This window comes from Methylomagnum sp. (assembly GCF_054333355.1).
On sequence record NZ_JBTEKS010000003.1, the window covers coordinates 16970 to 43176 of the forward strand.

The 26207-nt window shown below is 59.1% G+C and carries 28 protein-coding genes and 1 other RNA gene; 8 read left to right on the plus strand and 21 right to left on the minus strand.

What is annotated here, in order from left to right; translation table 11 throughout:
• The first annotated feature begins 1 nt into the window (after position 1).
• Both ACXWUF_RS00655 and ACXWUF_RS00660 read left to right on the plus strand, forming a co-directional pair.
• Entirely contained in the window at positions 2 to 658 is a 657-nt protein-coding gene (locus tag ACXWUF_RS00655; protein WP_458492714.1) for a methylamine utilization protein, read from the plus strand.
• Positions 658 to 2367, plus strand: coding sequence for an adenylate/guanylate cyclase domain-containing protein (locus tag ACXWUF_RS00660; protein ID WP_458492715.1), 1710 nt, complete (start codon positions 658 to 660; stop codon positions 2365 to 2367). The genes ACXWUF_RS00655 and ACXWUF_RS00660 overlap by 1 nt, the downstream gene beginning before the upstream one ends.
• 81 nt (positions 2368 to 2448) lie before the next feature.
• On the opposite strand, the gene hxlB is transcribed toward ACXWUF_RS00660, so the two are convergent.
• From hxlB to pcnB, 8 genes are all read right to left on the minus strand, one after another.
• The gene (gene hxlB / locus ACXWUF_RS00665; protein ID WP_458492716.1) at positions 2449 to 2988 is read right to left on the minus strand and encodes a 6-phospho-3-hexuloisomerase; all 540 of its coding nucleotides are present in this window, start codon (positions 2986 to 2988) and stop codon (positions 2449 to 2451) included.
• Positions 2989 to 3630 carry a 3-hexulose-6-phosphate synthase gene (gene hxlA, locus ACXWUF_RS00670; RefSeq protein ID WP_458492717.1) on the minus strand — a complete coding sequence of 214 codons (642 nt, stop codon included), beginning with the start codon at positions 3628 to 3630 and terminating at the stop codon, positions 2989 to 2991.
• Between the two features lie 99 nt (positions 3631 to 3729).
• The gene (locus tag ACXWUF_RS00675) at positions 3730 to 3897 is read right to left on the minus strand and encodes a hypothetical protein (protein ID WP_458492718.1); all 168 of its coding nucleotides are present in this window, start codon (positions 3895 to 3897) and stop codon (positions 3730 to 3732) included.
• A gap of 94 nt (positions 3898 to 3991) precedes the next feature.
• Positions 3992 to 4618: a hypothetical protein gene (locus ACXWUF_RS00680; protein ID WP_458492719.1), complete on the minus strand. Its 627-nt coding sequence runs from the start codon at positions 4616 to 4618 to the stop codon at positions 3992 to 3994.
• A gap of 157 nt (positions 4619 to 4775) precedes the next feature.
• Positions 4776 to 5624, minus strand: coding sequence for a pantoate--beta-alanine ligase (gene panC, locus ACXWUF_RS00685; RefSeq protein ID WP_458492720.1), 849 nt, complete (start codon positions 5622 to 5624; stop codon positions 4776 to 4778).
• A complete protein-coding gene (panB, locus tag ACXWUF_RS00690; RefSeq protein ID WP_458492721.1) occupies positions 5624 to 6421 on the minus strand; it encodes a 3-methyl-2-oxobutanoate hydroxymethyltransferase in 798 nt (265 codons plus the stop codon). The genes panC and panB overlap by 1 nt, the downstream gene beginning before the upstream one ends.
• Before the next feature lies 1 nt (position 6422).
• Entirely contained in the window at positions 6423 to 6935 is a 513-nt protein-coding gene (gene folK / locus ACXWUF_RS00695) for a 2-amino-4-hydroxy-6-hydroxymethyldihydropteridine diphosphokinase (protein WP_458492722.1), read from the minus strand.
• Entirely contained in the window at positions 6919 to 8277 is a 1359-nt protein-coding gene (gene pcnB / locus ACXWUF_RS00700; RefSeq protein ID WP_458492746.1) for a polynucleotide adenylyltransferase PcnB, read from the minus strand. Before pcnB ends, folK begins: the two co-directional genes overlap by 17 nt.
• A gap of 63 nt (positions 8278 to 8340) precedes the next feature.
• On the opposite strand from pcnB, the gene ACXWUF_RS00705 reads away from it, so the two are divergent.
• Both ACXWUF_RS00705 and ACXWUF_RS00710 read left to right on the plus strand, forming a co-directional pair.
• Positions 8341 to 8733: a hypothetical protein gene (locus ACXWUF_RS00705; RefSeq protein ID WP_458492723.1), complete on the plus strand. Its 393-nt coding sequence runs from the start codon at positions 8341 to 8343 to the stop codon at positions 8731 to 8733.
• 151 nt (positions 8734 to 8884) lie between these two features.
• Positions 8885 to 9367, plus strand: a complete 483-nt coding sequence (locus ACXWUF_RS00710; RefSeq protein ID WP_458492724.1) for an FKBP-type peptidyl-prolyl cis-trans isomerase — start codon at positions 8885 to 8887, stop codon at positions 9365 to 9367.
• 67 nt (positions 9368 to 9434) lie between these two features.
• Here ACXWUF_RS00710 and rimO read toward each other — a convergent pair whose 3' ends face one another.
• From rimO to ACXWUF_RS00730, 4 genes are all read right to left on the minus strand, one after another.
• The gene (rimO, locus tag ACXWUF_RS00715) at positions 9435 to 10748 is read right to left on the minus strand and encodes a 30S ribosomal protein S12 methylthiotransferase RimO (RefSeq protein ID WP_458492725.1); all 1314 of its coding nucleotides are present in this window, start codon (positions 10746 to 10748) and stop codon (positions 9435 to 9437) included.
• A gap of 114 nt (positions 10749 to 10862) precedes the next feature.
• Positions 10863 to 11321, minus strand: a complete 459-nt coding sequence (locus tag ACXWUF_RS00720) for an EVE domain-containing protein (RefSeq protein ID WP_458492747.1) — start codon at positions 11319 to 11321, stop codon at positions 10863 to 10865.
• A 181-nt stretch (positions 11322 to 11502) separates the two neighbouring features.
• Positions 11503 to 11687, minus strand: a non-coding RNA gene (ssrS, locus tag ACXWUF_RS00725) — 6S RNA.
• A gap of 68 nt (positions 11688 to 11755) precedes the next feature.
• The gene (locus tag ACXWUF_RS00730) at positions 11756 to 12040 is read right to left on the minus strand and encodes a cell division protein ZapA (RefSeq protein ID WP_458492726.1); all 285 of its coding nucleotides are present in this window, start codon (positions 12038 to 12040) and stop codon (positions 11756 to 11758) included.
• Positions 12041 to 12194: 154 nt separating this feature from the next.
• On the opposite strand from ACXWUF_RS00730, the gene ACXWUF_RS00735 reads away from it, so the two are divergent.
• From ACXWUF_RS00735 to ubiH, 3 genes are read left to right on the plus strand one after another with little or no spacing between them, the layout of a single operon-like run.
• Positions 12195 to 12737 (plus strand): UPF0149 family protein, encoded by a 543-nt coding sequence (locus ACXWUF_RS00735; RefSeq protein ID WP_458492727.1) that lies wholly within the window; start codon positions 12195 to 12197, stop codon positions 12735 to 12737.
• An 11-nt stretch (positions 12738 to 12748) separates the two neighbouring features.
• Positions 12749 to 14065 (plus strand): Xaa-Pro aminopeptidase, encoded by a 1317-nt coding sequence (gene pepP, locus ACXWUF_RS00740; RefSeq protein WP_458492728.1) that lies wholly within the window; start codon positions 12749 to 12751, stop codon positions 14063 to 14065.
• Positions 14062 to 15252, plus strand: a complete 1191-nt coding sequence (gene ubiH / locus ACXWUF_RS00745; protein WP_458492729.1) for a 2-octaprenyl-6-methoxyphenyl hydroxylase — start codon at positions 14062 to 14064, stop codon at positions 15250 to 15252. The genes pepP and ubiH overlap by 4 nt, the downstream gene beginning before the upstream one ends.
• 11 nt (positions 15253 to 15263) lie before the next feature.
• On the opposite strand, the gene ACXWUF_RS00750 is transcribed toward ubiH, so the two are convergent.
• The 9 genes from ACXWUF_RS00750 to ACXWUF_RS00790 all read right to left on the minus strand — a co-directional run bounded on the left by ACXWUF_RS00750 (position 15264) and on the right by ACXWUF_RS00790 (position 25325).
• Entirely contained in the window at positions 15264 to 15665 is a 402-nt protein-coding gene (locus tag ACXWUF_RS00750) for a hypothetical protein (RefSeq protein ID WP_458492730.1), read from the minus strand.
• Positions 15666 to 15697: 32 nt separating this feature from the next.
• Complete coding sequence (locus ACXWUF_RS00755; RefSeq protein ID WP_458492731.1) at positions 15698 to 20338, minus strand: Hpt domain-containing protein; 4641 nt, start codon at positions 20336 to 20338, stop codon at positions 15698 to 15700.
• Positions 20339 to 20354: 16 nt separating this feature from the next.
• On the minus strand, positions 20355 to 21500 hold the full coding sequence (locus ACXWUF_RS00760; RefSeq protein WP_458492732.1) for a methyl-accepting chemotaxis protein: 1146 nt from the start codon (positions 21498 to 21500) through the stop codon (positions 20355 to 20357).
• Positions 21501 to 21511: 11 nt separating this feature from the next.
• Positions 21512 to 22024 (minus strand): chemotaxis protein CheW, encoded by a 513-nt coding sequence (locus ACXWUF_RS00765; RefSeq protein WP_458492733.1) that lies wholly within the window; start codon positions 22022 to 22024, stop codon positions 21512 to 21514.
• A 4-nt stretch (positions 22025 to 22028) separates the two neighbouring features.
• Positions 22029 to 22394 carry a response regulator gene (locus ACXWUF_RS00770; protein ID WP_458492734.1) on the minus strand — a complete coding sequence of 122 codons (366 nt, stop codon included), beginning with the start codon at positions 22392 to 22394 and terminating at the stop codon, positions 22029 to 22031.
• Between the two features lie 20 nt (positions 22395 to 22414).
• A complete protein-coding gene (locus ACXWUF_RS00775) occupies positions 22415 to 22789 on the minus strand; it encodes a response regulator (RefSeq protein ID WP_458492735.1) in 375 nt (124 codons plus the stop codon).
• Between the two features lie 204 nt (positions 22790 to 22993).
• A complete protein-coding gene (locus ACXWUF_RS00780; protein WP_458492736.1) occupies positions 22994 to 23734 on the minus strand; it encodes an MHYT domain-containing protein in 741 nt (246 codons plus the stop codon).
• Between the two features lie 118 nt (positions 23735 to 23852).
• Entirely contained in the window at positions 23853 to 24572 is a 720-nt protein-coding gene (locus tag ACXWUF_RS00785; protein WP_458492737.1) for a hypothetical protein, read from the minus strand.
• Between the two features lie 570 nt (positions 24573 to 25142).
• Positions 25143 to 25325, minus strand: a complete 183-nt coding sequence (locus tag ACXWUF_RS00790; RefSeq protein WP_458503268.1) for a hypothetical protein — start codon at positions 25323 to 25325, stop codon at positions 25143 to 25145.
• Between the two features lie 396 nt (positions 25326 to 25721).
• Between ACXWUF_RS00790 and ACXWUF_RS00795 the strand changes: the two genes are divergently transcribed.
• Complete coding sequence (locus ACXWUF_RS00795) at positions 25722 to 26198, plus strand: hypothetical protein (RefSeq protein ID WP_458492738.1); 477 nt, start codon at positions 25722 to 25724, stop codon at positions 26196 to 26198.
• Positions 26199 to 26207 lie beyond the last annotated feature (9 nt).

Sequence of the window (26207 nt, forward strand, 5' to 3'; positions counted from 1 at the left end):
CATGCCTATTCCTCGATTCATCCGATTTCCAGGCTTCCTGGCCGCGCTCACCCTGTTGCCTCACGTCCTCCCCGCCGCCCCGCTGGAGGCCACCGTCACCGACAAAACTGGCAAGCCGGTGGAAAACACGGTCGTCTATGCCCTGCCAAAAAGCTATAAGCCACCGAAGTCCGTGCCTGTCCTGGTGGTTGACCAAATCGACAAGGAGTTCGTTAATCACGTCACGCCCGTGCAGATGGGCACGCCAGTGAGCTTCCCCAACAGCGACGACGTCCGCCACCACGTCTATTCCTTCTCCCCGGCGAAAACCTTCGAACTGCCGCTGTACGTGGGCACGCCCGCCAAGCCGGTGGTGTTCGACAAGCCGGGCGCGGTGGCCCTGGGCTGCAATATCCATGACTGGATGCTGGGCTACATCTATGTGGTCGAGACGCCTTTTTTCACCAAAACCGGCGCCGATGGCCGGGGCAAGCTTGAACTGCCACCGGGCGAGTACGACGTGCGAATCTGGCACCCGGAAATGCGGGGCAAGACCGAGCAGACCGGCCAGCGGGTCAGCGTCACCGACACCGTCAAGCTCGGTTTCAGCCTCGACTTGAAACACGTCTGGAAAGTCCGCCGCGCTCCCGGCGGGTCGGACGGCGGCCCCCGTTATTGATGCTCCGCTTCAAGCGTTTCCGCAGCCGGATTCTGTGCCTCTTCCTGGGCTTGTTCGGCTTGGTTCAGGTGGCGACTTTCTACGCGGTTGAAACCGCCAACCTGCGCAACGCTCACCAGCAAATCGGCGAGGCGCTGGAGACAGGCGCCCGCGTCTTCAACCGTTTATTGGAGAACCGCACCGGCCATCTGGCGGATAACGTCCGGTTGCTGGCCACTGATTATGCCTTCAAGAAAATCGTCGCCACCCGCGACCGCGCCAGCCTCCTGTCCGCCCTGGACAGCTACCGGCAACGCGGCCAAGCCGACGCCATCATGATTGTCTCCATGGAGGGTGAATTATTGGCCGACACGCTGCACCCTCAAACCACCAATCCGGCGGCGGAGCTAGCGCCGGTCATCCGCCTGGCCGAAAACACCGAGAGCGGCGAGTCCGCCGCGTTGGCATTCATTGATCGGCAAGCCTACCAATGGGTGGTCACGCCACTGCTGGCGCCGAATCCCGTAGCCTGGATCGTCACCGGCTTTGTTATCGACGACCGGCTGGCCGGGGAATTCAAGGCGCTGACCCAGGCCGACGTATCCCTCTTAACGCGGGCGGCGGACCAATCCTGGTCGCAACTAGCGTCCACCCTGCCGGGTGGATTGCAAGCGGCCTTGCCGGGGGCGCTGTCCGGCGCGAACTGGCAACCGGACAAGAGCTTTGCCCTCGTACTCGGGCTGGACGCCGAGTATGTTGCCCTCATCACGCCGCTCGGCCATGGCACCCCGGCGGTGTTCGCCGTCCTGCAACAGCCCATCGAAGAAAAACTGCGGCCCTTTCACCGGCTGAACGAGGCACTCCTGGCCTTGGGGCTCACGGGGTTATTGTTCGCCGTGACGGGTAGCGTTTGGATTGCTCATTCCGTCACCCGTCCGGTGTCGGCGCTCGCGGAGGGCGTGCGCCGGATTGAGCGGGGTGAATACGGTTATGTCATCACCCTGCCCTACCGCGATGAAGTGGGCCAACTGGCTGGCGCCTTCAACCACATGTCCCAGGGACTCGCGGAGCGGGACCGGATGCGGGACTTATTGGGCAAGGTGGTGTCGCCCGCCATCGCGCAGGAGCTACTGGCGCGGGACATTCAACTGGGCGGGGAGGAAATCGAGGCCACCATCCTGTTTTCTGACATTCGGGGCTTCACCACGTTGAGTGAATCCGTGTCGCCCAAGGTACTGCTGGATTTGCTCAATATCTATCTCACCGCAATGAGCGCCGTCGTGGAGAAGCATGGCGGCGTGGTGGACAAATACATCGGCGACGCGGTGATGGCCTTGTTCGGTGCCCCGTTGCCCGACGCAGGCCACGCCGACCGCGCCCTGCTGGCGGCGCTGGACATGGTGTCGGCGTCCGAGCGGCTAAACCGGGATTTTCAAGCACAAGGCTTGCCGCCGCTGAATATCGGCATCGGCGTGAACAGCGGGCGCATGGTGGCGGGCAACATGGGTTCCCGCGACCGGCTGAACTACACCGTCATCGGCGACCCGGTGAATCTGGCGGCGCGACTGGAGTCACTCACGAAGGAAAAAGCTTACGGCACCAAGATCATCGTCGGCGAGGCGACCTTGGGAAAAGCGAGGGGGGCTTATCGGACGCGGGCCTTGGGGCAGGTGGTAGTGAAAGGGAAAACCCAGGCGGTGGGTATCTTTGCGTTAACGGGAGAGGCGTGATTAACAATGCCATAAACGCAAAACGGGCGGGAGAAACCTCCCGCCCGCTGCAAACTACTCCTTGTTACGCGACCTTGGACATCATTCCAAGTTAGCGTGCCTCGTCCGCATTTCTTCTTCCGGGATGCCCTTTTCGTGAATGATGTGCGAAATGGTGGCTTCCAAGAAAATCAAGGTGGACAATTCGAAAGTGGTGCCCATCGGCATGCCGACCACTTTTCCGTACAGATCAGGTGCGCCAATCGGTAAGATGATATTAGCCATATCGCCGATGGTGGAGCTGCCCTTCGCAGAGATCAAGGCGATTTCCGCCCCCTGTTCCTTGGCCCGCTTGGTGTAAGCGATCATCGTCTCGGTTTCTCCCGAACCCGAGATAACGATCAACAAATCGCCAGCCCTAATACTGGGGGTGACGATTTCGCCGACAACAAACACCTCGTAGCCACCATGCATCAGCCGCATCGCAAAGAATCTTGCGACCAAAGCCGAACGCCCGGCACCCGCAATGAAAATGCGGGAAGCCTTGTCGAGCATGGCAGTCAATTTCTCATCATAGCCAGAATCGGTAGCCGCGAGGATGCTCGTGATCTTCTCTATGATAAGTTGACGATGCTGGCCCATTTAGGCGGCCTCGATCAGCTCGCGAATTTCACGAGCCGCGTCAGCCGGAGAAGCCGCACCGTAGATGGCCGCGCCAACCACGATGATGTTCGCGCCAGATTGTGCAACCTGCTGTGCGGTGGAGTGCTTGATGCCGCCAGCAACAGAGATTCTGACCGGCAGACCCAGTTTGGCAACCAAGCTCAAGTCAGCGAAGGGGGTTTGACCGGCGGCCTGAGCGTCGAGACCGGTGTGGACGCCGATGATCTGAGCGCCCGCTTCGGCGGATGCCTTGGCGCAAGCAGCCTTGTCGGGCACATTGATGAGGTCAACCTGCACTTCGGCGCCATGCGCGTTGGCGGCTTTGATAACGCCAGCGATGGTCGGGAGACCGGATACGCCCAGAACGGTGCAGATGTCGGCACCAGCGGCGTAGAACGGGGTGGCTTCGTATTCGCCAGCATCCATGGTCTTGAGGTCGACCAACAGCAGCTTGTTGGGGAATCTTTTTCTCAGCTCTTTAACCAAGCCCACGCCGTTGTGCTTGATGTTGGGGGTTCCGATTTCGATGATGTCGATGTAGGGGGCCGCAAGCTCGGCGAGCTTAAAAGTGACATTGTTGTCCAGAGAATCTAATGCCAATTGGATCAATGGTCTTGCCATGATGAATACTCCAAGATTATTTATGGTTTGGTTAAAGGCGCTTACTGCATTCATTAAAATGCAATACTTCGACTGCAAAAAAGGAACGAGACAAAAGTGTCAGCGCCCCTTATTTTTCAGATACCTAGCGACCCCGGTCTCCGGGGACTTCTTTTCAGATATTTCTAGGTTTTTTATGTACCTAGCAACCCCCGTCTCGGTGGACGACTTTGTCTCAAGTGATACCAAGTTTTCCAGATATCTGGCAACTCCGGTCTGCTCTGCCATGATACATGCTCCAAATGCTTTATGGCTAATAACACATATGCGCCAATTCAGAAGCGCAAGAATTGCTGAATTTAAGCCAGGACAGAAACTAATGTCAATGTCCTACACTATCCAGATATTTTTCAACACCAGTTTTCGAAGCCTCTTTAGCGACCACCGCCTTTTCTTTGGCTTCTGCTTCCAAAATGGTGAGGTATTTCGAAACTCCCGTCACTTTTATGGCAGACTCACTGACGCTTCTCAGGTACTTCGCAACGCCTGTCTCACCGCCCACGGTTCCCGAAAGCAATGCCGAAGCCTCTTCCTTGACTGATTGGGAAGCCGAGCCGGAACGCTTGGTGCTCCAAAATATGAATCCGGCTAGGGCAAGAATGACTAAGGCGATTGGATAGTTCTCCATTGAAGCTTCCTCTTTGTTGTTTATAGGCTGTTCGGGTTTGGTTTCCGCAGCACTTGGATTTGATTGATTCGCCGAGACGACTGACGTCGCTGCTTGGGTGGATTTAGGGCTTTCGCTTGCCCGCGCACTTGCGGCTTGGCTATGCTTAGCGATTAAATCGGCATCCTGGGAAATGATCACCGGCTGAAAGTCCGCCGCAGGGTATTGCGGGTCTGCCCCGACCATGGGGCTGGCTAATAGCAACGCCACGCATAGGCCTTTCGTCAAATTTTTTTTTGTCACGTCGCTTCCCTCTGAGTCGTAGGAATTGATAAAGAGCACGGCCTCTGGGCTGCCTGGCCGACCTCTCCGAGTAGTATAAGGGGGCACTTCGCCAATTGGAATACATCGCATGACAAGAAGGAAACGTGGGCACGTACGTCCCACCCTGCCCCGCGAAAAACAAATCCCAACGCCCAGCGAAAACCGCCTCAAATAGTTAAACGACCACTTGAAGATTGTCGATCAATCGCGCCTGCCCCAGCCTAGCGGCAACCAGGATCACCAGCCGCGAGTCATCCGCTCCCGGTGGATCGAGGCCGTCCTGGCGGCGGATGGCGAAATAATCCGGCAGGAATCCATGGGCCGATAAGGCTTCGGTCTTTTCCTTCTCGATGCGTCCAAAATCCCGCTCGCCCCGGTGAATCTCCTCGGCAGCCTCGCGCAAGGAAGCATAAAGCAGTCCCGCTTGAGTTTTCTCCTGATCGGAGAGATAGGCATTCCGCGAACTCATCGCCAAACCATTTGGCTCGCGCGCCGTGGGCACGCCATGAATGCGCACCGGCAAATCGAGGTCGGCCACCAGGCGGCGGATAACCGTCAACTGTTGGTAGTCCTTCTCGCCAAACAGAGCCGCGTCGGGCTGAACCTGATTCAACAACTTGCACACCACGGTGGCGACGCCGCGAAAATGCCCCGGACGAAACCGGCCACACAAGTCGCTCGACAGCCCCGGCACTTCGACGAAGGCCATGCCGGTGGCTTCTTGCGGGTAAAGCTCGGTGGCACCGGGCAAAAACAGCAGGTCGGTCCCAGCGGCCAAAAGCTTTTCGGCGTCTTGCTCCGGGGTACGCGGGTAGGCCGCGAAGTCTTCGCAGGGGCCGAACTGAGTGGGATTGACGAAGATACTGACAACCACCCGGTCGCCCTGCCGTTTCGCCTCTTCAACTAGGCGGATGTGGCCGTCATGCAGATTGCCCATGGTGGGCACGAAAGCCACCGACAGCCCTTGTGCCCGCCAAGCGCGCACGATCTCGCGCAATTCGGGAATTGATTCGGCGGTGCGCATCAAAAGCTATGCTCCGGCCCAGGAAAATGGCCTTCCCGCACCTCCAGCGCATAGCGCCGGAAGGCTTCCCGGATATTCCCGGTGCCTTCAAGAAAATTCTTGGAAAACTTGGGGCGCTTGCCCGGCGTGATTCCCAGCATGTCGTGACACACCAACACCTGCCCGTCGCAATCAGGCCCGGCACCGATGCCGATGGTGGGAATTTTCAGGGCGGCGGTGATTTCGCCAGCCAGGGGAGCGGGGACGCATTCCAACACCAGCAAGCTGGCTCCGGCCTCTTGCAACAAGATTGCGTCTTCCAGGATGGTTTGGGCAGAGTGCTCATCCCGCCCCTGCACCAAATATCCCCCCATTCGATGCACTGATTGGGGCAGCAATCCCAGATGGGCACACACCGGAATGTCCTGATCCACCAAGGCGCGGATCACGTCTTCCCGTTTACGCCCGCCTTCCAGCTTGACCATCTGGACGCCGGTCTCGCGGACCAGTCGGGCGGCGCTGTCCAAGGCCCGAACCGCATCCGGGTAACTCATGAAGGGCAAGTCCGCCACCACCATCGCCCGCCTTGCCCCACGCGCCACGCAGGCCGCGTGGTAGGCCATGTGATCCAAAGTGACGGGCAAGGTGCTGGCATGGCCCTGCACGACCATGCCCAATGAATCACCGACCAGAATCACGTCGATGCCCGCCTCATCCATGGTCGCCGCGAAGCTGGCGTCATAGGCGGTCAGCATGGCGATCTTCTCGCCACGCGCCTTCATGCCTTGCAAGGCGGGGATGGTTAGCGATTTGTCCATGTCAGGCGGCTCCAATGATCGAAAGTCCCCGGCGCGGGCAGCGCCGCGCCAGTTCCGCCAAAGAACCCTGGCCGGGAACAGCCAAATCCGGGGCGATTTCCAGCAGGGGATACAGCACGAATTCGCGCTCACTCAAGCCTGGATGGGGAACGGTCAGCCGCTCGGAGGCGATGATTTCCGTGCCATACAGCAAAACATCCAAATCCAGCGTGCGTGGACCCCAGCGCTCGCCGAGGCGCACCCGACCAAAAGCGGTTTCGATGGCTTGCAGTTCCCGTAATAGATCGAGTGGTGCCAGCGTGGTTTCAACGGCCATGGCCGCGTTGACGTAATCCGGCTGACCCGCTGGCCCCAGGGGGGCACTGCGATAAAGGCTGGAGAAAGCGGCCTCCCGGATGCCGTGGGTGGCGCTGATTTGAGTCCGGGCGGCGCTGATACGCCCAGCGGGATCATCGAGGTTGCCACCCAAGCCAATATAAGCGACCACCGCCGCCGGGTCAGGAAGCCGTGACATCCTTGGGTGCCTTGGCCGAGCGGGGTTTGCGTTTGCGCGTCCGTAAGCGCCCGGACTGACGCTTGTTGCCGCTGCGCGTCATGGCTTTTTGTTCCGCCTCCGAAGCGTCCAAGAAGCGTGTCCACCACTCCGCGAGGGAAAGATCGGCCTCGCCGGTTTCCGCCCGCAGCACCAAAAAGTCATAAGCCGCCCGGAACCGGGGATGCTCCAGCAAACGAAACGCCCGCCCGCCCTGAGTCCGCTCGAAACGCGGCTGTAACGACCACAATTCGCGCACAGGCAAACCCACGCTGCGGGGAATGGCGATGCGGCGAATCTGCCGCCCAATTACTTCACCGGACGCCTCTTGGTAAGCCAGGATTTCGTTCTCGCCCGCCTCAATCCGCGCCTGGGCACGCGCCCGCACCGGCTCCCACAGCAAGGCGGCGAATAGGAAATATGGCGCCACCGGCTTGTCATCCTGCACCCGTTGATCGGTGCGCTCCAAGGCTTTGGCCAGAAAGGTGAGCGGGAATCCCTGCTGCTCGCGGGCGAGGCTTTGCTCGGTATCGGGGAACAGGACGCCGAATAATCCGAAATGGCGAAGCTGCTCAAAGGTCTGCACGGCATAGCCGGAGAGGAACAGCTTCGCCACTTCGTCGTACAGCCGGGCGGCGGGAATCTCGCCGAGTTGGCGGGCCAGGCGTGGAATCGGCTCGGCGCAATCGGGGTGAATCGTGAACCCCAGCTTGACCGCGAACCGCACCGCCCGGAGCATCCGCACCGGGTCTTCGCGGTAGCGCTTGTCGGGGTCGCCGATCAGCCGCAGGGTGCTGGCCTTGTGGTCCTCCATGCCGCCGACATAATCGACCACGGAGAAATCGCTGATGTTGTAATAGAGGGCATTGACCGTGAAGTCCCGCCGGAACGCATCCTCTTCGATGGTGCCGTACACGTTGTCGCGCAGGATGCGGCCATTTTCCAGCACCCGCTCGGTGTGTTGCTCCTCCTCGCCCGCCAAGCCCCGGAAGGTGGCGACCTCGACGATCTCATCGCCGAAATACACATGGGCTAGGCGAAACCGCCGACCAATCAAGCGGCAATTGCGGAATACATCGCGGACCTGTTCGGGATGGGCGTCCGTCACCACGTCAAAATCCTTCGGCTCCCGCCCCAGCAACAAATCGCGCACACAGCCACCCACCAAATAAGCCTCATACCCCGCTTTCTTCAAACGATACAGCACCCTAAGCGCGTTATCGTTGATGAGCGAACGCGAGATCATGTGTTCGGATCGCGGAAAAACCCTGGGCAATGTTTGTGAGGGGGGGGCTATCACCGGCTCGGGTTCGGGGTGCGAGATATTGAACAGCTTTTTGACGAAGTTAATGATAGGCAGAGGAGTTACGCACGGGTGGGCTTTTGAATGACGCGAATATTAACCTACGCCGCCAGCCCGCTCAATGCGTCTTTCACGGCGCGCCACCCGCGCCGCGCCATTTCTAGCCTGGAATTTTCCATTGAAAAATCAGCGGGCAGCGGGATAACTTCGCGGGGTGTACGCTCTAAAGCTAAAGACCGGAATCAGCCGGTTCAGTTCCACGGGAGTGCCGCCATGCTTGAGAGCGGGTTCGATCAAATCAACCATTTCCTACAAACCCATCCCTACTGGCTCGCGCAATTGGCTTTTTTGCTGCGCATCAAAAGCTGGCTGCTGGCCTTGTTGATGGGATATTTCCTATTCCTGATTTACAGGGAACAACGTGGTAAAACCGCCGTCGAGAAAAACTACAAGACCAAGGCTTATTTCCGGGCCTAAACTTATGCGAGACGCCAAAGCTCCTGAGCGCCGACACGCTCCAACGGCTTGAATCCGGCACGTCGAGTCATTGGAAAAAACTGTGTGGCACCCAAAAAACTGGGTATCATGCCCGCCCTTTATTTATTCACTCCCACCCAAGGCACCCTCCATGCAAATCGCGGACGACAAGGTAGTACAAATCCACTACACCCTCACCAATGACGAAGGCGAAACCCTCGATAGCTCACGGGACCAAGAACCTTTGGCTTATCTTCACGGCTTCGGCAATATCATTCCGGGCCTGGAGAACGCCTTGGCCGGGCGCGTGGTTGGCGACAAGTTTCAGGTAACGATCCCGCCGGAGGAAGCCTACGGTCTACGCGATGACGACATGGTGCAAGCCGCGCCGAAAAGCGCCTTCCAGGGGGTGCCTGAAGTGCTGCCGGGAATGCAATTCCACGCCGAATCCCCGGAAGGCATCCAGTTGGTGACAGTCATCGACGTGGACGGCGATAACGTCATCCTCGACGGCAACCATCCCATGGCCGGCATGACGCTGAATTTCGATGTGGAAGTCGCCGAGGTGCGTGACGCCACTGCCGAGGAGCTGGACCACGGCCATGTCCACGGCTCCCACGGCCATCATCACTAAGCCCAGCGATTCTCCGTCGGCGGCCCCAGGCAGAGGGCCGCCGTTCATCCCGACGCGGCGTCCGGCTTCAAGCGTCGATAAACGCCCACATATCGTGTTCATCCGCCTCTTCGACCACCACCTCGACAAACTGGCCGACTTCCAGATGCGTCGCCCCGTCGATAAAGACCTGCCCGTCGATTTCCGGCGCGTCGGCCCGGCTGCGAGCCACGGTGCCTTCTTCCACCACCTCGTCCACCAACACCATTTCCCGCCCGCCGACCCTCGCCTCTAGGCGCTCGGCGCTGATGCGGGCCTGAACCTCCATGAACCGCGCCAGCCGCTCCTCCTTCACGGCTTCCGGCACCGCATCGGGCAAGCCGTTGGCCGCCGCGCCTTCCACCGGGGAGTAAGCGAAACAGCCCACCCGGTCCAGTTGCGCCTCCTCCAAAAATCCCAGCAGATGCTCGAAATCCGCCTCGGTTTCGCCGGGGAACCCGACAATGAAGGTACTGCGCAGGGTCAGGTCTGGGCAGGTACTCCGCCAGCGGGCGATTCGGGCCAGCACGTCCTCCGTGGCGGCGGGCCGTTTCATCAGCTTGAGGATGCGCTCGCTGGAATGCTGAAAGGGGATGTCCAGGTACGGCAGGATTTTCCCCTCCGCCATCAGCGGAATGACCTCGTCCACATGGGGATAGGGATAGACGTAATGCAGCCGCACCCACACGCCCAGGTCGCCCAAGGCTTTCGCCAAGTCGTAGAACTTGGTCTTCACTGGACGGCCATTCCAGAACCCGGTGCGGTATTTCAAATCGACGCCGTAGGCGCTGGTGTCTTGGGATACCACCAGCAACTCCTTCACCCCCGCCTCGACCAAGCGCTCCGCTTCGGTCATCACTTCGCCGATGGGCCGACTCACCAAATCGCCCCGCATGGACGGGATGATGCAGAAGGTGCAGCGATGGTTGCAGCCCTCGGAAATCTTGAGGTAGGCGTAATGGCGCGGGGTGAGCTTGATGCCTTCCGGCGGCACCAGATCGACGAAGGGATCGTGGAGCGGCGGCAGGTTCTCATGCACCGCCTCGATCACCTCCTCGTAGGCATGAGCGCCCGTGATTTTCAGCACCGCCGGATGCCGCGCCCGGATTTCCGCCTCGCGCACGCCGAGACAGCCGGTCACGATGACCTTGCCGTTTTCCTCCAGCGCCTCGCCGATGGCGTCCAACGATTCCTCGACGGCGGCGTCGATGAAGCCACAGGTGTTGACCACGACAAGGTCGGCGTCCTGATAGGTGGGCGACAGGTCGTAGCCTTCGGCGCGCAGCTTGGTGAGGATGCGTTCGCTGTCCACCAAGGCTTTGGGACAGCCCAGGCTGACGAATCCGATGCGGGGTGTTTTCATGGGAACGGAAAAGGGTCAGGGAAAAGCGGGCATTTTACCCGAAGGACGGCAGCGGGCTTGTTCTGGCCGCTTGAAGTGTCAGAGACACCGGCTCACCCCCCGACGTCCCTCCCGCTATTCTAGTGAAAGCACGAACTCCCACTGCCGCTCGTCCACCGGCATGACGGACAAACGGTTGCCGCGCCGTATCAGGGCCAAACCGTCGAGTTCGGGGCGGTCCTTCAGTTCCGTGAGCGTGATAACGCGCCGCAGCTTGCGGACGAACCGCACGTCCACCATGAGCCAAGCGGGCTGGTCCACCCGGCTTTTGGGATCATAATGCTTGTGATCGGGATCGAAGGCGGTGGGATCGGGATAGGCTTCCCGGGCGATTTCAGCCAGGCCGACGATGCCGGGGGCATCGCAGTTGGAATGGTAGAAAAACACCTGGTCGCCCAGCTTCATTTGATCCCGCATCATGTTCCGCGCCTGATAGTTGCGCACGCCATCCCATGGCTCGATCTGGGCGGTACGCGCCGCCAAGTCGTCGATGCCGAATTCGCCGGGTTCGGATTTCATCAGCCAGTAGTTCATGCAGATTTCGCCCTGTCGGAAAATATGGAACGCCTTCGATGGACACTTGACCCGCAAGCAAAATCCGCCCCAACCGGGCACGGCGCAACGCCGCCGGGTGGCTTTAAGCAAACGGGGAAACTGGATATGGTGAGAGGAATTTGGCGGCTCCAAGATGCGGAACCCGCCCGTAGGTGAAAAAGTATTCCCCGCCTGCGCCGTAGTCCGCTTTCGCCCTTGAACCGAACGGTTCAGGTGGGGACTAAGAACACCGAATTAGGCTTTCCGCTCGGGGCGGACCTGCGCACATCGTGTGCTCAAAAATCCCCGGGGTTTTAGATTAGGCTCAAGAAGTAACCCAGCGGACTTCGAACGCCGCAGGGAATACCCGGTCAGAATTTTACCGGCTTGGCGGATAACTGCAACAGATAGATGAAGGTGGCCGGGCGAGGGAATTATTCCGCGCCAGAGATGGGGTCGCCGTTATAGCGGGAAGGGACATCCTGAGAGGCTGACTTGTTGCGTTGATTCGCCAGCAGCAATTCATGGGCGATATTCAGCGCCGCCATGACCGCGATGCGTTCGGAGCCAATCACCCGGCCCGTGCCACGAATCTGGCGCATTTTCTCGTCGAGATAGCGGGCGGCCATGAGGAGATCATGCTGTTCTTCCGGCGGGCAGGAAATGGGGTATTCCTTACCGAGGATTTGGACTTTGATTGGCGGGTTTATCTCACTCATGCGGTACGTCCCATGAAATCAGGTGCTGAATTAAGCATACCCGCCGCCATGCCCTGGCTGTGCGGGTCGAGGTAATTTAGATAGGGGGGTGGCTTTCGATGCGGCACTCGCGGATGGTAGGATAAAGAATTACCAAAGGGTCCACAAGGCCGCCATGAAGCACCAAATTTCCTACCGGGACATCCAGGACATCGTGCTGGATTACACCGAATCCGGCGGCGCGGCAGAAGCTCACGGACTCCTGTCCGGGATGCTGTGCATGGACATCGGCATTGACCCTGGCACCTGGCTGGAGAACCTGATCAACGCCGAGGAATCCCCGCCGCAAGGCCGGGATAAGGCGCTCCTGACCCAGCTATTCGAAGGCACCCGCCGTCAGTTGGATGACTTCGATTTCTCCTTCGAACTCCTGCTCCCGGACGACGAATCCCCCTTGGAAGAAAAGGCTACCGCCCTCAGCGAGTGGTGCCAAGGCTTTCTCGCGGGTCTTGGCTACGCCGCCAAAACCAACGGCTCCGATTGGCCGGGCGAATGCACCGAGATTCTCAAGGACTTCATGGAAATCGCCCGGCTGGATTCCGACGCCTCGGACGAAGCCGATGAAGCCGCCTATACCGAACTCGCCGAATACGTCCGCGTCGGCGTGCAGGTCATCCATAGCGAATTGCAGTCGGGCACGCCCAGACAATTACACTAAACCCAAACGCCATGCTTTCGCCCAGCGACTTCAAGACGCGCCGCAAGCACTTAATGCAGCGCATGACAAAGAACAGCGTCGCCCTCATCGCCGCCGCCCCCGCCCGAACCCGCAACCGCGACACGGAATATCCCTACCGCCAGCACAGCGATTTCTTCTACCTGACCGGCTTCCACGAGCCGGAATCCCTGGCGGTGTTCATGCCGGGCCGGAAACAGGGTGAATTCGTCTTGTTCTGCCGGGAGTTCGACCCGGAAAAAGCCATCTGGACCGGCAAGCACGCCGGACTCGAAGGCGCCCGCGAAGCGTTCGGTGCCGACGAAGCCTTGCCCATCGCGGAACTGGACCAGCAGCTTCCCGGCCTCCTGGAAAATCGGGACCGGGTTTATTTCCCCATCGGCCACGATGCCGAGCTGGATCAACGGGTGATGGCGGCGGTCAACGTGGTTCGGGGCCGTGCCCGCACGGGTGTCCGGGCGCCTTACGAGTTCGTGGCTCTGGAGCATGTTCTCCATGAGCAACGGCTCTTCAAATCGCCCGCCGAAATCGGCGTGATGCGGCGGGCCACCGAGGCTTCGGTGGCGGCCCACCAGCGGGCCATGCGCGTCTGCCAGCCAGGCAAATATGAATACGAGATTGAGGCGGAGCTACTCCACGAATTCACCCGGCACGGGATGCGTTCGCCCGCCTACCCGAGCATCGTGGCGGGCGGGAAAAACGCCTGCGTGCTGCATTACACGGAGAACAACGAGCGACTCCATGACGGCGATTTGCTGTTGATTGACGCCGGGGCCGAGTACGAGAACTACGCCGCCGACATCACCCGGACCTTCCCGGTGAATGGCACATTCAGCGAGGCCCAGCGGCTCATCTATGAATTGGTGTTGGACGCGCAATACGCCGCCATTGAGGAGGTCCGCCCCGGTCGCCGCTGGATCGAGCCCCACGCAGCGGCGGTGAAAACGCTGGTCAAGGGCTTGGTCAAGCTGGGACTGCTGGAAGGCAAGGTCTCGAAGCTCATCAAGGACGAGGCTTACAAGAAGTTCTACATGCACCGCACCGGCCATTGGCTGGGCATGGATGTGCATGACGTCGGCCAGTACAAACTTAACGGCAAATGGCGTGAATTGGAGCCGGGCATGGTGCTGACCGTGGAACCGGGGCTGTATATCGCCCCCGATTGCACGGACGTGGACCCCAAATGGCGCGGCATCGGGGTGCGCATCGAGGACGATGCGCTAGTCACCAAGGACGGCTGCGAAATTCTCACCGCTGGCCTGCCCAAGACCGTGGCGGAAATTGAAGCCTTCATGGGGGATTCGGCATGAATTACGACTACGACCTATTGATCGTCGGCGGCGGGCTGGTGGGCGGCAGCTTGGCCCTCGCCCTGCGGGATGCGCCCCTGCGCATTGGCGTGGTGGAGGCCCAAACCGAAGCGGAACGCCAAGCCTCCCCGGCGGGCGAACGTGCCCTGGCCCTGTCGCGGGGCACCGCGCAAATCTTGGATGAACTCGGCGTCTGGCGGGCGGTGATGCCGGAAGCCGCGCCGATCCGGCATATCCACGTTTCCGACCGGGGGCATTTCGGCAAGACCCGCTTGCACGCGGCCAACAAAGGCGTGGACGCACTGGGTTATGTGGCCCTCGCCCGGGTGCTGGAGGACGCCATTGAGCGGACCCTGGGGGAACCCCCTATCACCCGGCTCTGCCCCGCCCGCGTCATCGGAATCAAGAGCGGACGGGACGGCATTTGTGTCACTCTCAAGCGGAACGACGAATCCGTGAACCTGACCGCCCGCTTGGTGGTCGCGGCGGATGGCGGCACTTCCACCGTGCGGAAGCTGTTGGACATCGAGCAGGCCGTGCGGGATTACGGCCAGACCGCCATCGTCACCGAGGTCCGCACGGAAAAGGACGCCGACTTCACCGCCTACGAACGCTTCACCTCATCCGGCCCGTTGGCTTTCCTGCCCTTGGGACGCAAGGAATACTCGGTGGTCTGGACGTTGAGGCACGAGGATGTGGCTGAATTGCTGAATCTGTCCGAAGCCGAGTTCACCGCCCGGCTGCAGGCCGCTTTCGGCTATTGGCTGGGGAGGATCGAATTGGCGTCCCGGCGGCAGGGCTTTCCGCTTAAGCTCATCCGGGCCGAAAGAATGGTGGCCGAGCGGGTCGCATTGATCGGCAACGCCATGCATCAAATCCACCCGGTGGCGGGCCAAGGCTTCAACCTGGGGATACGGGACGCGGCGGCGCTGGCGGATCGGCTGATGGCTCAGTCGGCGTTTGGAGGGGACATCGGCGACCCGCGTTTTCTGGCCAACTACGCCAAGTCACGGCAGGCGGACCTGGCCACGGTCATCCGGTTCACCGACAGCATGGTCCGGCTGTTTTCCAATGACTCCCCCCCGTTGGCCTTGGCCCGGAATCTTGCCATGGTCGCGCTGGACCGCCTCCCGCCCGCCAAGCGCTTGCTGGCTCGCCATGCCATGGGTTACGGCGCTAGGGCTTAACCCGACCCCCTTCACTTGAACTTGGGCAGCCCGGTTTCCAGGAGCCAGCGGTCCCGCAGGTCGTCGAAACGCCAGCGCTGCTCGTCAACGAGGGAGTCTTCGACGACGCCGCTCGAGGTCAGATAGCGGATTTCCACTGTCTGGGTCAGCACTTTCCCCGACGGGAATAAATCCCTGAATTTCGCCTGATAGCCGGTGACCTTGATTCGATCCAGCTTTTTCCAATCGGGCGCTGACTTGGAAGGATCGGCCAAATACTCCGCCGCCCGCTTGAACAGGCTCCACCGGATGGCGGCCTCGTAGCTGTGAAGTTGCTCCTCGGTCCGCATCAATAAATAGTCGTGGGAACAAGCGGTCAGCGCCAAGCAACAGACGCCCCATCGCAGCGACTTGAGGAGCCTTGGATAAATCATATGGAACACATCCGATAGTGTGGCGGGTTGGCTCAATGGGCCACCGCCCGGTCTCTTCCAGAATCCAACAATCCATTGATTTCACCCAACAATTCCGCGTCCTGATAAGGTTTGCCAAGGAAGGCGTTGACGCCAATTTCGAAAGCCTGCTGACGATGCTTGTCGGCGGTACGGGAGGAAATCATGATGATGGGGATGTGGGCCAAGTGCCGGTTGTTGCGGACGTTCTCCGACAAATCGAAGCCGTCCATGCGGGGCATTTCGATGTCCACCAGCAGCAAGTCGGGCGTGATCCGCTGCATTTGCTCCAAGGCGTCGATGCCATCCTTGGCGGTCACGACCTGGAACCCTTGGCGGGCCAAGAACCGCTCGGTCACGGTGCGGACGGTAATGGAGTCATCCACCACCATCAGCAACGGCACCGACGCATAGGACTGAGCGGCTTGACCCGCGCTAACACGGACCTCCTCTTTGAACGCCAATTCCACGGGGTCGATGATTAGGACCAATTGCCCGCCGGACAACACGGTCGCCCCCTTCATCCCCTTGAGTCGGCCCACTTGCGGGCCGGGGTCTTTGACGACCACTTCCTGGGTGTTGAGCAACTCATCGACCACCACGGCGATGCGCCCCTGCGCGCCACCCAGGAACACCAGCCAGAATTTGATGGCGGGGGATGGACGAGAGTCCATGTCGCCCACAAGGCGCTGCAATTCAAAAAACCGATAGTCCTTGCCACCCCACTTGATTTCTCCGGTCTTGGCCGCCTCTTCCAAGACGGCGGCATCGAACTTGCCGACGTGCTGCACCATGGTGGTGGGTAGGGCATAAAGCTGACCACCGGCCCGCACTGGCACCACGCGGCTCATGGCCTGCTTCGCGGGCACATACAGGGTGAACGTAGTGCCCTGGCCGGGCCGGGTTTCCAGCTCGATACGTCCGCCTAGAATCTGTACCTCGTTACGCACCACGTCGAGTCCGACACCCCGACCGGCCACATCGCTGACCCGCTCGCTGGTGGTGAAGCCCGGCGTGAACAGGAATTGGGCCAACCGCTCCTTAGGCACTTCCTCATTTCCAATCAAACCAAGTGCCGCTGCTCTGGCTCGAACCTTGGCGAAGTCAATCCCCGCGCCATCGTCCCGAATCTGGATAACCAATCCGGTCGGCTCCTGCGTCAACTGGAGATCAACCACACCCACTTCGGATTTGCCCGAAGCCACCCGCTGCTGCGGGGATTCCAAGCCATGGGCCACGGCGTTCCGCAACAGATGCTCGAGGGGCGGAACGATCCGATCCAGGAAGCCCACGTCGAGTTCGATGTGCCCCCCATGAATCCGCGCCTCCGCCCGCTTGCCGAGACCCCGCGATTCTTGGCGGACCAGCCGGTGGAAGCGATCCGCGACCCGCGAGAAGGAAACCAGGCGGATTTGGGTCAAGCGCTCCTGCAGATCGCGGGTCACTCGTGTCTGGGAACCCACGACCCGCTCCGCCCGCACCAAGTTTTTGTTCAGCTCCTGCTGGACCAGCACCACGTCGTGCGCGCTTTCGGCCAACATGCGGGTCAGCTCTTGCAGACGGGTGTAGCGGTCGAATTCCAAGGGATCGAACCGCTCCTCTTCGGTCGTGGTTTCGAAGCGGCGGGATTGCATCTGCTGTTCCGCCCGAATCGCCAGCTCGCGCAACTGATCGCGCATGATGGCGGTGGTTTCGCTCAATTGCTTCAGCGACCGGCGCAGTTGCTGAAGCTCCGTCTCCATGCGGATACGGGCGATGCTGACTTCGCCGGTTTGCAGGGCGAAATACTCCAACTGATCGGCGCGGACGCGCACCGAAGAGATGGCCTGCGCGAGAATATTGCCATCGCGCTCGGAACCCTCGGTCGCCCCCAAAGCGGTCTGGGCTTCGGTTTCGACCCCCTCCGCTTCGGCTCCGCCATCAGAACCCAGGGCTAATTGGTCGAATTCCTCCAGAACGACATCCATGTGCCCTTCCAAATTATCGAACCACTCCAACGGCGGCGCATGACCATGCGTGTTATGTTCGCCGATCTCGGTTTCCATTTGATGGGCGCACTCGCCCAAACGCAGGGCACCCGCCAGGCGCGAACTACCCTTAAGGGTATGCAGAACCCGCAACATCGACCGCGCATGGGCAAGCTCCTGGGGATGCTCCCGCCATGCGCGGATCGCCTCGCCGATTTGCGGAAGCAATTCCTGCGCCTCCTCAATGAACACGCTCAATAAAGGATTTTCTGATGGCGCGGTGGGAGCGGCAAACGAGCCCGCCTTTTCCGGCTTCAAGGGAGCCTCCCGCCTTATAGCAGCGGCGCCTTGCTCCGCTGTTTTTGGCGGAACATCCGCGCCCGGCCCCGACGGCTGGGGTGGGGATGCTTCGTGACCGGACTCCAAGGCTCGCGCTTTGGCTCCCAGCGCTTCGTAATCCACCGTCACTTGGCCCGCTTCGGCCAATTGGCTCACCCAATACCGGGTGGAACTCAGCGCTTCCTCCAAGACATCCAACAGCGCCGGGGTTAACGCGCGATTGTTCTCCAGCCAATGGTTTAAGACGCGCTCCACCGCCCAGGCTGCCTCGCCCAATTCCATCAGCCCCACCATGCGGCCACTGCCTTTTAGGGTGTGGAAGGCGCGGCGCAAGACCGTCAACAACTCGCGGTTATCCGGTTCGGCCCGGCAAGCGTCCAACTGCGTCGGCAGTAATGACAGGATTTCCTGCGCCTCGCTGAGATAAACCTCCAGCAATTCGGGATCGGCGGCTTTTCTTTGGACGACCGGCTCCGTTGGAGTCGCGGACAAGCCCTCTGCTTCGACGGCTTGATCGAGTTGGGCGGGCACCTCGGAAGCCGGGGCCTGCGGCGCGGTGGTTTCGACCGGGACGGCAACCCCGCCTGCGGTAGCGGCGGGCTTCTCCTGCCGAAAATCTTCCAAGGCCAGAATTTCGGGCTGGGCAGCGCGCTCGGCGATGTCCGGTCGCATGGACTGAAGCCGCCCAAGCAGTGTGTCAAACCATTCCTGGCCCGCTGTTACGCCGCCTTGTAATTCCTGGAAAAAATATGACAGGGCGCTCAGGTTTTCCGCCAGCAAATCGGCGTCACCCAGGGTCGGCGGATGCTCAGAACTGGCGAACTCCCTGACCAATAACCTGATGGACCGCGCCAATTGCGCAGGCTTCTCGAAGCCAAGGAGGGCGATGGCTCCCTGGGCCTGATTCAGTATGCGATCCAGCCCTGGCAGCGCGGCTCGTTGCTCGGGATTCCGAAAGAACCAGTCCAGTTCCCGCTCAGCCTCACGCAGGTTCAACAGGACTTCGTGGGAAACCAGCCTAAACATTTCCTGTTCCCGGGCATCCAGCTCCACCCGTAGCGCGTGTTCAGCATCCGCCAAAGCATGAGACTCCGGGGCGGCGGGATTCAAAACAAGTTCGAGGCGGCGGCGCACGATTTCAAATTGGCCTTCGCCCAAGGTGGCGGCCGGATACCCATGAGCCAAGGCATTTTCCAGGACCAACAAGGCTGAAGCCATCTCTAGGTCCAGGTCATCATCACAGGCGGTTTCTTTCAAATACAGGTCGAGGGCACAATCAATCAACCATTGCACGAGGCTCTTGACGCCCGCGTCGCCGATTGCCACCAACTTCAATTTGCTCAGTCCTGCATTGAAACGGGGATACCAGCCCGGATCCTTGCGCCCAAAATCCAGCCATGCCGTTTTGGCGGATTCGATGGCCGTCGCCGCATCGCGAAGAATATTGGTCAAGTCCTCCGCTGGTAGTTCAAGGCCCTGGGACGACGCGAAACCAGTATCCAACGCATAAAGGCGCTGAATCTCGCCGATGTCTTTCGTCGCGGGCTGACTTTGCGCGAGCAGGAACAGGCTGTCGCGCAACAACTCATCGTCCGGGGTCGGCGCGCCCGACGCTGCCTGTTGCAGACGCCCCCCCAAGCGTTCGAACACCGCGGTCAGCATTGGCGATGGCTCGACGCCCCCCTCAATGACGGCGTCGGCCACGGCCTTGCCTATCCACCAGTAAACCCACTCATCCGAATCGGTTTGCACCCGCTCGACCGTGGTCAGGCTCCGCTGCAATGCCTTTATCGCTTCTTCGGGGTTCCTCGCCAGTTCCCCGAGCGCTTTTTGGTAACGCATGAACTGGTGTTGATAAAACTCCAGAATCAAGCCTCCCCACAGCACGGTCTTGCGGGTGGGCATGAGTGGCCGCACGCACAGGTCCGGGAAAAACAACTCTCGTAGGTCGGGCTGCACGCCAAGGCACTGGCGGAGTTGGATAAAGTCGTCCCTTAGCGTGCGGATTTGGCCCGCCTCTCCCGCAGCCAGTCCTTGGAACCAAGCCTCCAGGGTTTGCGAGGCCTTTCGCGCCACCGCGAGGATGCGCTCCGTGGCTTTTATTTCGCTTCGTCCCAAGGCTTCGCACAGTTGTCGCAAGGCTTCCGCGAAGCGGGCACCGGCCTTGTCTCCGACCATTTCCAGCGCCCCCTCAATCTGCCGGAACGACAGCTCGAAGGCTTGATAACTTTCCGGTTCTGGACCCTTGCCATTGTTGCGCGTGGCGAACTGCCGGAACTCGGCGACGATGCCAGCCAGCACCGGCTCCAGAAGTTTCAGATATTGAGAACTGACGGGGTTGCTATCCATGGTTTAGGCGCACCGATTAGACTTTGAATCCTGACACGGCCAATTGCAGCGCGTTTGCCAGGTCGGCCAATCGTTGCATTGAAATCGTGGTTTCCCTGGTTCCTTCGCTGGTTAGGTTGGTGATTTGCAGAATGTCATCCATGCGCCGAGTGGTTTGAGTGGCGGACTGCTCTTGCTGCTTGGCGGCGCCGGTAATGTTGGCGATCAATTCCGCGAGCTTCCTCGAAACCTTCTGAATTTCCACCAGTTTTTCGCCCGCGCCGTCGGACAGTCGGGCACCCTCCACCACTTCCTCGGTACTCTTTTCCATAGCGGCGACCGCGCCCTTGGCGTCGTTTTGAATCGCGCTCACCAAAGCGCCGATTTGCTTGGTGGCTTCCGCGGAACGCTCAGCGAGTCGTTGCACCTCTTCCGCAACGATGGCAAACCCGCGCCCCGCCTCGCCCGCCGAGGCCGCCTGGATAGCGGCGTTAAGCGCCAACACGTTGGTCTGTTCGGCGATGCCAGAGATTAGGTCAACGATTTCACCAATTTCCTGAGAACTTTCGCCTAATCGCTTAATGCGCTTAGACGTGTCCTGGATACTGTCACGGATCACATTCATGCCCGACATGGTTTTTTGCACCGCGTCGGCGCCTTGTTCCGCTGCGTTCAGCGATTGCTCGGCCACCTTGAAAATGGCCTCCGCGCTGTTCGCCACCTCGGCCACGGACTCGGTCATCTCATTCATGGAGGCGGTGGCGGAACGCACGTCCTCGGACTGGCGCTCGGAAGCTTGTCGCAACTCGTCAGCGGCCTGCCGCCCTTGTTGCGATGCCTCGTTAAGCTGTTCGGCGGCCTCGTGTATCCGCAGCACCAGGGTGTGGATTTCCTCAACGGTGAAGTTGAGCGAGTCGGCGATGGCCCCGGTAATATCTTCCGTCACTTCGGCGCGTTTGGTGAGGTCGCCCTCGGCGATAACGGCGAGTTCGTCCATCAAACGCATGATGGCTTCCTGGTTCTGCCGGTTCTGCCGGTTCTGCTCGTCAAGCTGTACCGACTGCTTGCGACCCGCCGCGATGAAAACGACGACCGCCACAATCATGGTCACCATGCCCAAACCAAAAAACAGGAAAGCGATGATGTTGGTGGTATCCGATAACGCGCTGCCTGAATCAATCATTATTCTTCCCCTTACTGCGCAATCTGCAAAAAGTCTGGATGTCCCAGAAGTTCTTTTAAACTGATTTCCTGCCAGGTTTCTTCTTGTTCGTCGATGAAATGGCCCTTTATCCAGGCCGGTCCCGTCGGAACCATCCGAACTTGGCGCCATTCGTCAACCCGGCGCAAACCCAGCACGCGCTGAACCAGCAACGCGCTTCGTAATTCGAACTGCGGCCCGCTGACCACATAATGCCTGCCCAATTCACCGCGGACATTGCCCGTTTTCGCGAATTTCCCCATGTCGACGACGCCATGGATCAATCCACGAATATCGGCGACCCCCAAAAACCAAGGCTGGGTGAACGGCACCGGAGTCACCTCCAGGTCCGGTATCACTTCGGAAAACTCCCCCACGTCCACGAGGTACTTGGCGCCACCGAACTCAAGCCCAAGCTTGGCCCCGACCGCCGGGGCCGAGACCGATTGTTGAATTCGGGCCGCGATGGTTTTCTGATACTCGGCCAGATTTACGATTTTTGCCATCGTTTTAATCCAAGGCCGCGATTTTGCTCAACAAGACGCCATCGTCAACGGGCTTGACCAGATAATCCTTGGCACCTTGCCGAAGCCCCCACATCCGGTCGGTTTCCTGATCTTTGCTGGTGCAGATGATAATGGGCACATGCTTGGTCAGGGGATCCCTCGACAACATGCGGGTCGCCTGGAAACCGTTCATGCCGGGCATGACCACGTCGATCAGAATCAAATCGGGCTTGACCGCTCTCGCTTTCTCAATGCCCTCTTCTCCGTTGGCGGCCAACGATACTTCGAAATTGTGCTTGACCAACATTTGTTGCAAATAGGTTCTTTGCGTCGCGGAATCTTCGATGACGAGGATGTGTTTAATGGACATTGGCCTTTTTCACCTTGTTGCTATGACGTAAAGGACTGGACGGATTGGATAAGCGCCTGCTCTTCAAAAGGCTTCGTAATGTAATCGCTGGCACCCACCAGCCTGCCTCGGGCGCGGTCGAAAACGCCATCCTTGCCGGATAACATGACAATCGGCATGTTTCTAAATTCGGAATTCCGGCGGATTATGGCGCAGGTTTGATAACCATCCAATCGGGGCATCATGATATCCATGACAATCAGGTCTGGACGGAAATCAACCACTTTACCCAGCGCGTCGAAACCGTCTTCCGCTGTCATCACTTGATATTGATGCTTTTTAAGATATATCTCGGCACTTTTGCGAATGGTTTGGCTATCGTCGACCACCAGCACTTTTATTGCTTTCTCAACCATTCAAACTCCCACTTTGTTAGGTTATTTAGGCGGGGGCACGAACCCAGAGGCATAGGCCCGGCATCGCCGAGCCTTTGGAGCGCCCTGCGGCGCAAATCCAGGGCGAGAACACACGTTCGTGATAGCGCCAATCAAAAAGATGAACCGCCGCCGCGAGAGCTAGAGTTTCGTCCCTCGGCCATTCCGGCGGCAAACACCTTAAGTCTATATCTCACGCAGGCGCCTCGCTTGCACTTGCTCCACAATAAGCAAGATGGCCAGCAGCACGAAGGCTATTCCAAAAATCATCATACCGAAGTCAAAGCCTTGCAGTCCCGTCCCAATAACGGGATCACTTGGCGTTTGGGTGGGGTGCATGGTAACCGCCGCCATGCCGGTGTAGTGCATGCCGCATACGGCCGCCCCCATCACAAAAGCGCTGCCGAACCGCTGCCAACCGCCGCGCAAGTTGAACGCCAACCACAGCGCCGCGGTCGTGGCGACAACGGCGATAACCAAGGAAGCGCCAACAATCCAAGGAATATAGCCGATGCCCGCCCCCGCCATACGCATGGACGACATGCCAGTGTGGTGCATTGCCGCCACACTCAACCCGCCGACAATGCCCGCGCCGATCAATTTAATCCAACTGGATTCGCCGATCCCGACAATAGCCAAACCCGCACCGCTAGCCACCACGCCAATCAGCAGGGAGAGGAATGTCAACCCAGGAAGGTACACGACTGGGACCGATGGTTCGTAGGCCAACATTCCAATGAAATGCATGGACCATATGGCGCCGCCCCCCAAAGCCAGCGCCGCGCCCATTAGCCAAAGCCAGCGGCTAACCCCCATGGCCGACGGAATTCGGATGGCCAGTTGCAACGCGGTATAAGAGCCGAACACGGCGATGAAGTAAGAAAGCCCGACCAACGTCCAATTCCAATGCGCCGTCATTTGATTCATAAAAAAGTCCTCTGATTTTTAGTCTATCAATAAGCTGATTAATGATGCCGAGTAGGTAGGTCGGCAGCCGCTAACCCCCCGGGCACACTTCGCGAAACGCTAAATGGCCCACAAGAAATCAACGCATCTCAAAACGACAGGAAGCGTGGCCCTTCAATGCACACCCGGATTGCACCACCGTTACCGTCGAGGTGGTGGGGGCGGAGCGCAGCAAGCCACTGATAAAGCCCTGTAAAAACCCACAGCTTTTTCCTTGTGCCGGATCACGATTGCAGAACGAACACGCCGGGATCACCACCATTTCGTCCTCAGCGGTTGCGTTCACAAACTGCTTCATCGCCGGCACCACCATCCTGGGCAGGGCGGATTGCAGCTTTAACGGGCTACCCAGAGCGTAATGCCTGGCGTACTCGCGCCGCCCCACCCGATCACCAATGGCGACCAGGATATTTCCTGTGGCTTCCTCGTCCCGCTCGGCCTCCGCCTGTTTCACCAGATCTTCCAGATTTGGATGGTCTTTAACTAGCTTGCTTAAAAAGGCCGACCTGGGAGCGGCAGGCGTCGTCAACCCAGTTTCCAGCGCTTGCCGTCCAACATGAACAACTTCGGGGTGAGCCGTAACCGTGGCTTTTACCGCACTTCCAATAGATTCAATATCTTCCGCCAAAGCCATTGTCAGGGCGTCTGCTCCCGAAATGATTAAAGTCACAATTTGCGTGTCTCCCTGCACATCTCGCCGCTGCCCAACCATCTGGCATCCACGGCGGCGCACAGCCATCATGATCTTGGCAAAAAATCCAGATTGATTTGGTGCTGTGATAGTTAATTCATGCTGCATATATCAACTCCTTAGCGTGTCTAGTTTTGTTTTAATCAATCCTAATCCACGATATTTGTGAATTGTTGCGACCAAATGGCTCATAGGGGCAATATAACCACCCAGTTCAGCGAACAATTGTAGCGAACAAACCCATAGCGGCGCGAATTATTATTGATGTTGATGCGGTTGCACGCCTACGTGCAACACCAATAAGCGCTCAGAAGAGCTGGTCCGGCATGTTTAAGGAACGGCGGGCAGCCAAATGATGAATACGGCTCTCAGGCGGCACGCCCCGCAATTTCACCATTTCCTTATTTTTCAGGGACGCCATCGTGTGCGAATAAAAACCGCATGGTTTGTATGCAGGACTATGAATTGCCGACACTTGGCGGGGAGACGCATCAACAATCAACTTGATAGGCGGAAAATATGGCAGAATCAATTAAATACACATAAATACCAGCCAATTTACCGCCCGATAATAATCCACTCAAACCAGCCTCAAAGCGCCCTGTGTCAAATTGTCTCCAACTGCCCTATCCAAAAAATCCCAGGCTCTCGCCTCATTAAATCGCGGGCATCGACTGATCAAGAACCAAGCAGCAAGGCGCGATACCCTAATAAAAATGCTGTGGGAAAAATTAAAGCGCCACGCTTTGGAATGCTTGAGATGATGGCGCGGGGCCGCTTGAGGAAGTAAGCAGGGGGAACGGGAAGCGAGCCATCATGAACCTGACGGCGCTCTATGCCGACCCGCAAATTGGCAACCACGGGAGAAGCCTTCGCTTCAGGACGACAGCGCCGTTCAGCGCACTGGAAAATGGCCTTTTCTATAGATCGCCTCACCGATCAACATACGACCAGGAACTCAACTGGGCTGAAACTGTCTGGAAGCAGACGAGACGCCACTTTGCCATGTGGCCGAAAGACTAACTGCGTGATGAGGGCGCTACAAGGTTTTGGGACTTGGCGCATCCCACGGATTCCTCGCCGCATCATTGGCACTCATAACGGCGGTCGCCTTCATTAAATTCAGGCATACACGCCCGCCCCGCCCAATGACAGCTTAACCCGCGCCAGCATGGCAACCTGTCGAGTCACCCGTTTTCGCTGGTTCAAGGATCAACCACGTTATAATGCATTAATTCAAATTAGCGGAGAGACTCCATGAAAATACTTATCGCCGTTATGGCCTTGCTCGCTGTCATTTACTTCATGTCCGCCTTTACCCAACGAACCGACTCCATTAATGGCTCGTCGCAAGTCGCGGCTTTCAAATCCGCAAAAAAAATCAAGCGCTACATGACGGAGCGGCAACAGCACGAATTTGAAACGGCCTTTTGGGCCTTGGGAACCATCAAGGCGAAGGAAGGCCCCGAGGCTTTCTTGGCGGCGGTGGATGGAAAAACCGCCGATGAGATTATCGCGATGGCGGAGCAGGAAGTTAAAGCCAAAATCGCCGCCGGCGATCCCGACTTCAAACAATTCAGATCATGGGAAAGCCTGGTGAACGATGCCGCCGAGCGCGACAAGCGGAAGTCCGTCCGCACTGAGCCGGTTCAGCCGTTGCGTAATTCTGTGCGCTCCGGGCGTCCCGATTCGAGCGCCACGCCGCCCCAGCCCGCGCCAACGGTGGCCCAATAACAATCCCGC

What these genes read in the sequence shown, in the direction of transcription:
- ACXWUF_RS00655 (WP_458492714.1), top strand. Translation starts at nt 2, where the DNA reads ATGCCTATTCCTCGATTCATCCGATTTCCAGGCTTCCTGGCCGCGCTC.
- hxlA (WP_458492717.1), bottom strand. Translation starts at nt 3,630, where the DNA reads ATGGCAAGACCATTGATCCAATTGGCATTAGATTCTCTGGACAACAAT.
- ACXWUF_RS00675 (WP_458492718.1), bottom strand. Translation starts at nt 3,897, where the DNA reads ATGGCAGAGCAGACCGGAGTTGCCAGATATCTGGAAAACTTGGTATCA.
- ACXWUF_RS00785 (WP_458492737.1), bottom strand. Translation starts at nt 24,572, where the DNA reads ATGCAGCATGAATTAACTATCACAGCACCAAATCAATCTGGATTTTTT.
- folK (WP_458492722.1), bottom strand. Translation starts at nt 6,935, where the DNA reads ATGTCACGGCTTCCTGACCCGGCGGCGGTGGTCGCTTATATTGGCTTG.
- ACXWUF_RS00730 (WP_458492726.1), bottom strand. Translation starts at nt 12,040, where the DNA reads ATGAGTGAGATAAACCCGCCAATCAAAGTCCAAATCCTCGGTAAGGAA.
- pepP (WP_458492728.1), top strand. Translation starts at nt 12,749, where the DNA reads ATGCTTTCGCCCAGCGACTTCAAGACGCGCCGCAAGCACTTAATGCAG.
- ACXWUF_RS00770 (WP_458492734.1), bottom strand. Translation starts at nt 22,394, where the DNA reads ATGTCCATTAAACACATCCTCGTCATCGAAGATTCCGCGACGCAAAGA.
- panB (WP_458492721.1), bottom strand. Translation starts at nt 6,421, where the DNA reads ATGGACAAATCGCTAACCATCCCCGCCTTGCAAGGCATGAAGGCGCGT.
- ACXWUF_RS00760 (WP_458492732.1), bottom strand. Translation starts at nt 21,500, where the DNA reads ATGATTGATTCAGGCAGCGCGTTATCGGATACCACCAACATCATCGCT.
- ACXWUF_RS00660 (WP_458492715.1), top strand. Translation starts at nt 658, where the DNA reads ATGCTCCGCTTCAAGCGTTTCCGCAGCCGGATTCTGTGCCTCTTCCTG.
- rimO (WP_458492725.1), bottom strand. Translation starts at nt 10,748, where the DNA reads ATGAAAACACCCCGCATCGGATTCGTCAGCCTGGGCTGTCCCAAAGCC.
- ACXWUF_RS00705 (WP_458492723.1), top strand. Translation starts at nt 8,341, where the DNA reads ATGACGCGAATATTAACCTACGCCGCCAGCCCGCTCAATGCGTCTTTC.
- ACXWUF_RS00795 (WP_458492738.1), top strand. Translation starts at nt 25,722, where the DNA reads ATGAAAATACTTATCGCCGTTATGGCCTTGCTCGCTGTCATTTACTTC.
- ACXWUF_RS00750 (WP_458492730.1), bottom strand. Translation starts at nt 15,665, where the DNA reads ATGATTTATCCAAGGCTCCTCAAGTCGCTGCGATGGGGCGTCTGTTGC.
- ACXWUF_RS00765 (WP_458492733.1), bottom strand. Translation starts at nt 22,024, where the DNA reads ATGGCAAAAATCGTAAATCTGGCCGAGTATCAGAAAACCATCGCGGCC.
- ubiH (WP_458492729.1), top strand. Translation starts at nt 14,062, where the DNA reads ATGAATTACGACTACGACCTATTGATCGTCGGCGGCGGGCTGGTGGGC.
- hxlB (WP_458492716.1), bottom strand. Translation starts at nt 2,988, where the DNA reads ATGGGCCAGCATCGTCAACTTATCATAGAGAAGATCACGAGCATCCTC.
- ACXWUF_RS00755 (WP_458492731.1), bottom strand. Translation starts at nt 20,338, where the DNA reads ATGGATAGCAACCCCGTCAGTTCTCAATATCTGAAACTTCTGGAGCCG.
- ACXWUF_RS00710 (WP_458492724.1), top strand. Translation starts at nt 8,885, where the DNA reads ATGCAAATCGCGGACGACAAGGTAGTACAAATCCACTACACCCTCACC.
- ACXWUF_RS00780 (WP_458492736.1), bottom strand. Translation starts at nt 23,734, where the DNA reads ATGAATCAAATGACGGCGCATTGGAATTGGACGTTGGTCGGGCTTTCT.
- panC (WP_458492720.1), bottom strand. Translation starts at nt 5,624, where the DNA reads ATGCGCACCGCCGAATCAATTCCCGAATTGCGCGAGATCGTGCGCGCT.
- ACXWUF_RS00735 (WP_458492727.1), top strand. Translation starts at nt 12,195, where the DNA reads ATGAAGCACCAAATTTCCTACCGGGACATCCAGGACATCGTGCTGGAT.
- ACXWUF_RS00775 (WP_458492735.1), bottom strand. Translation starts at nt 22,789, where the DNA reads ATGGTTGAGAAAGCAATAAAAGTGCTGGTGGTCGACGATAGCCAAACC.
- ACXWUF_RS00720 (WP_458492747.1), bottom strand. Translation starts at nt 11,321, where the DNA reads ATGAACTACTGGCTGATGAAATCCGAACCCGGCGAATTCGGCATCGAC.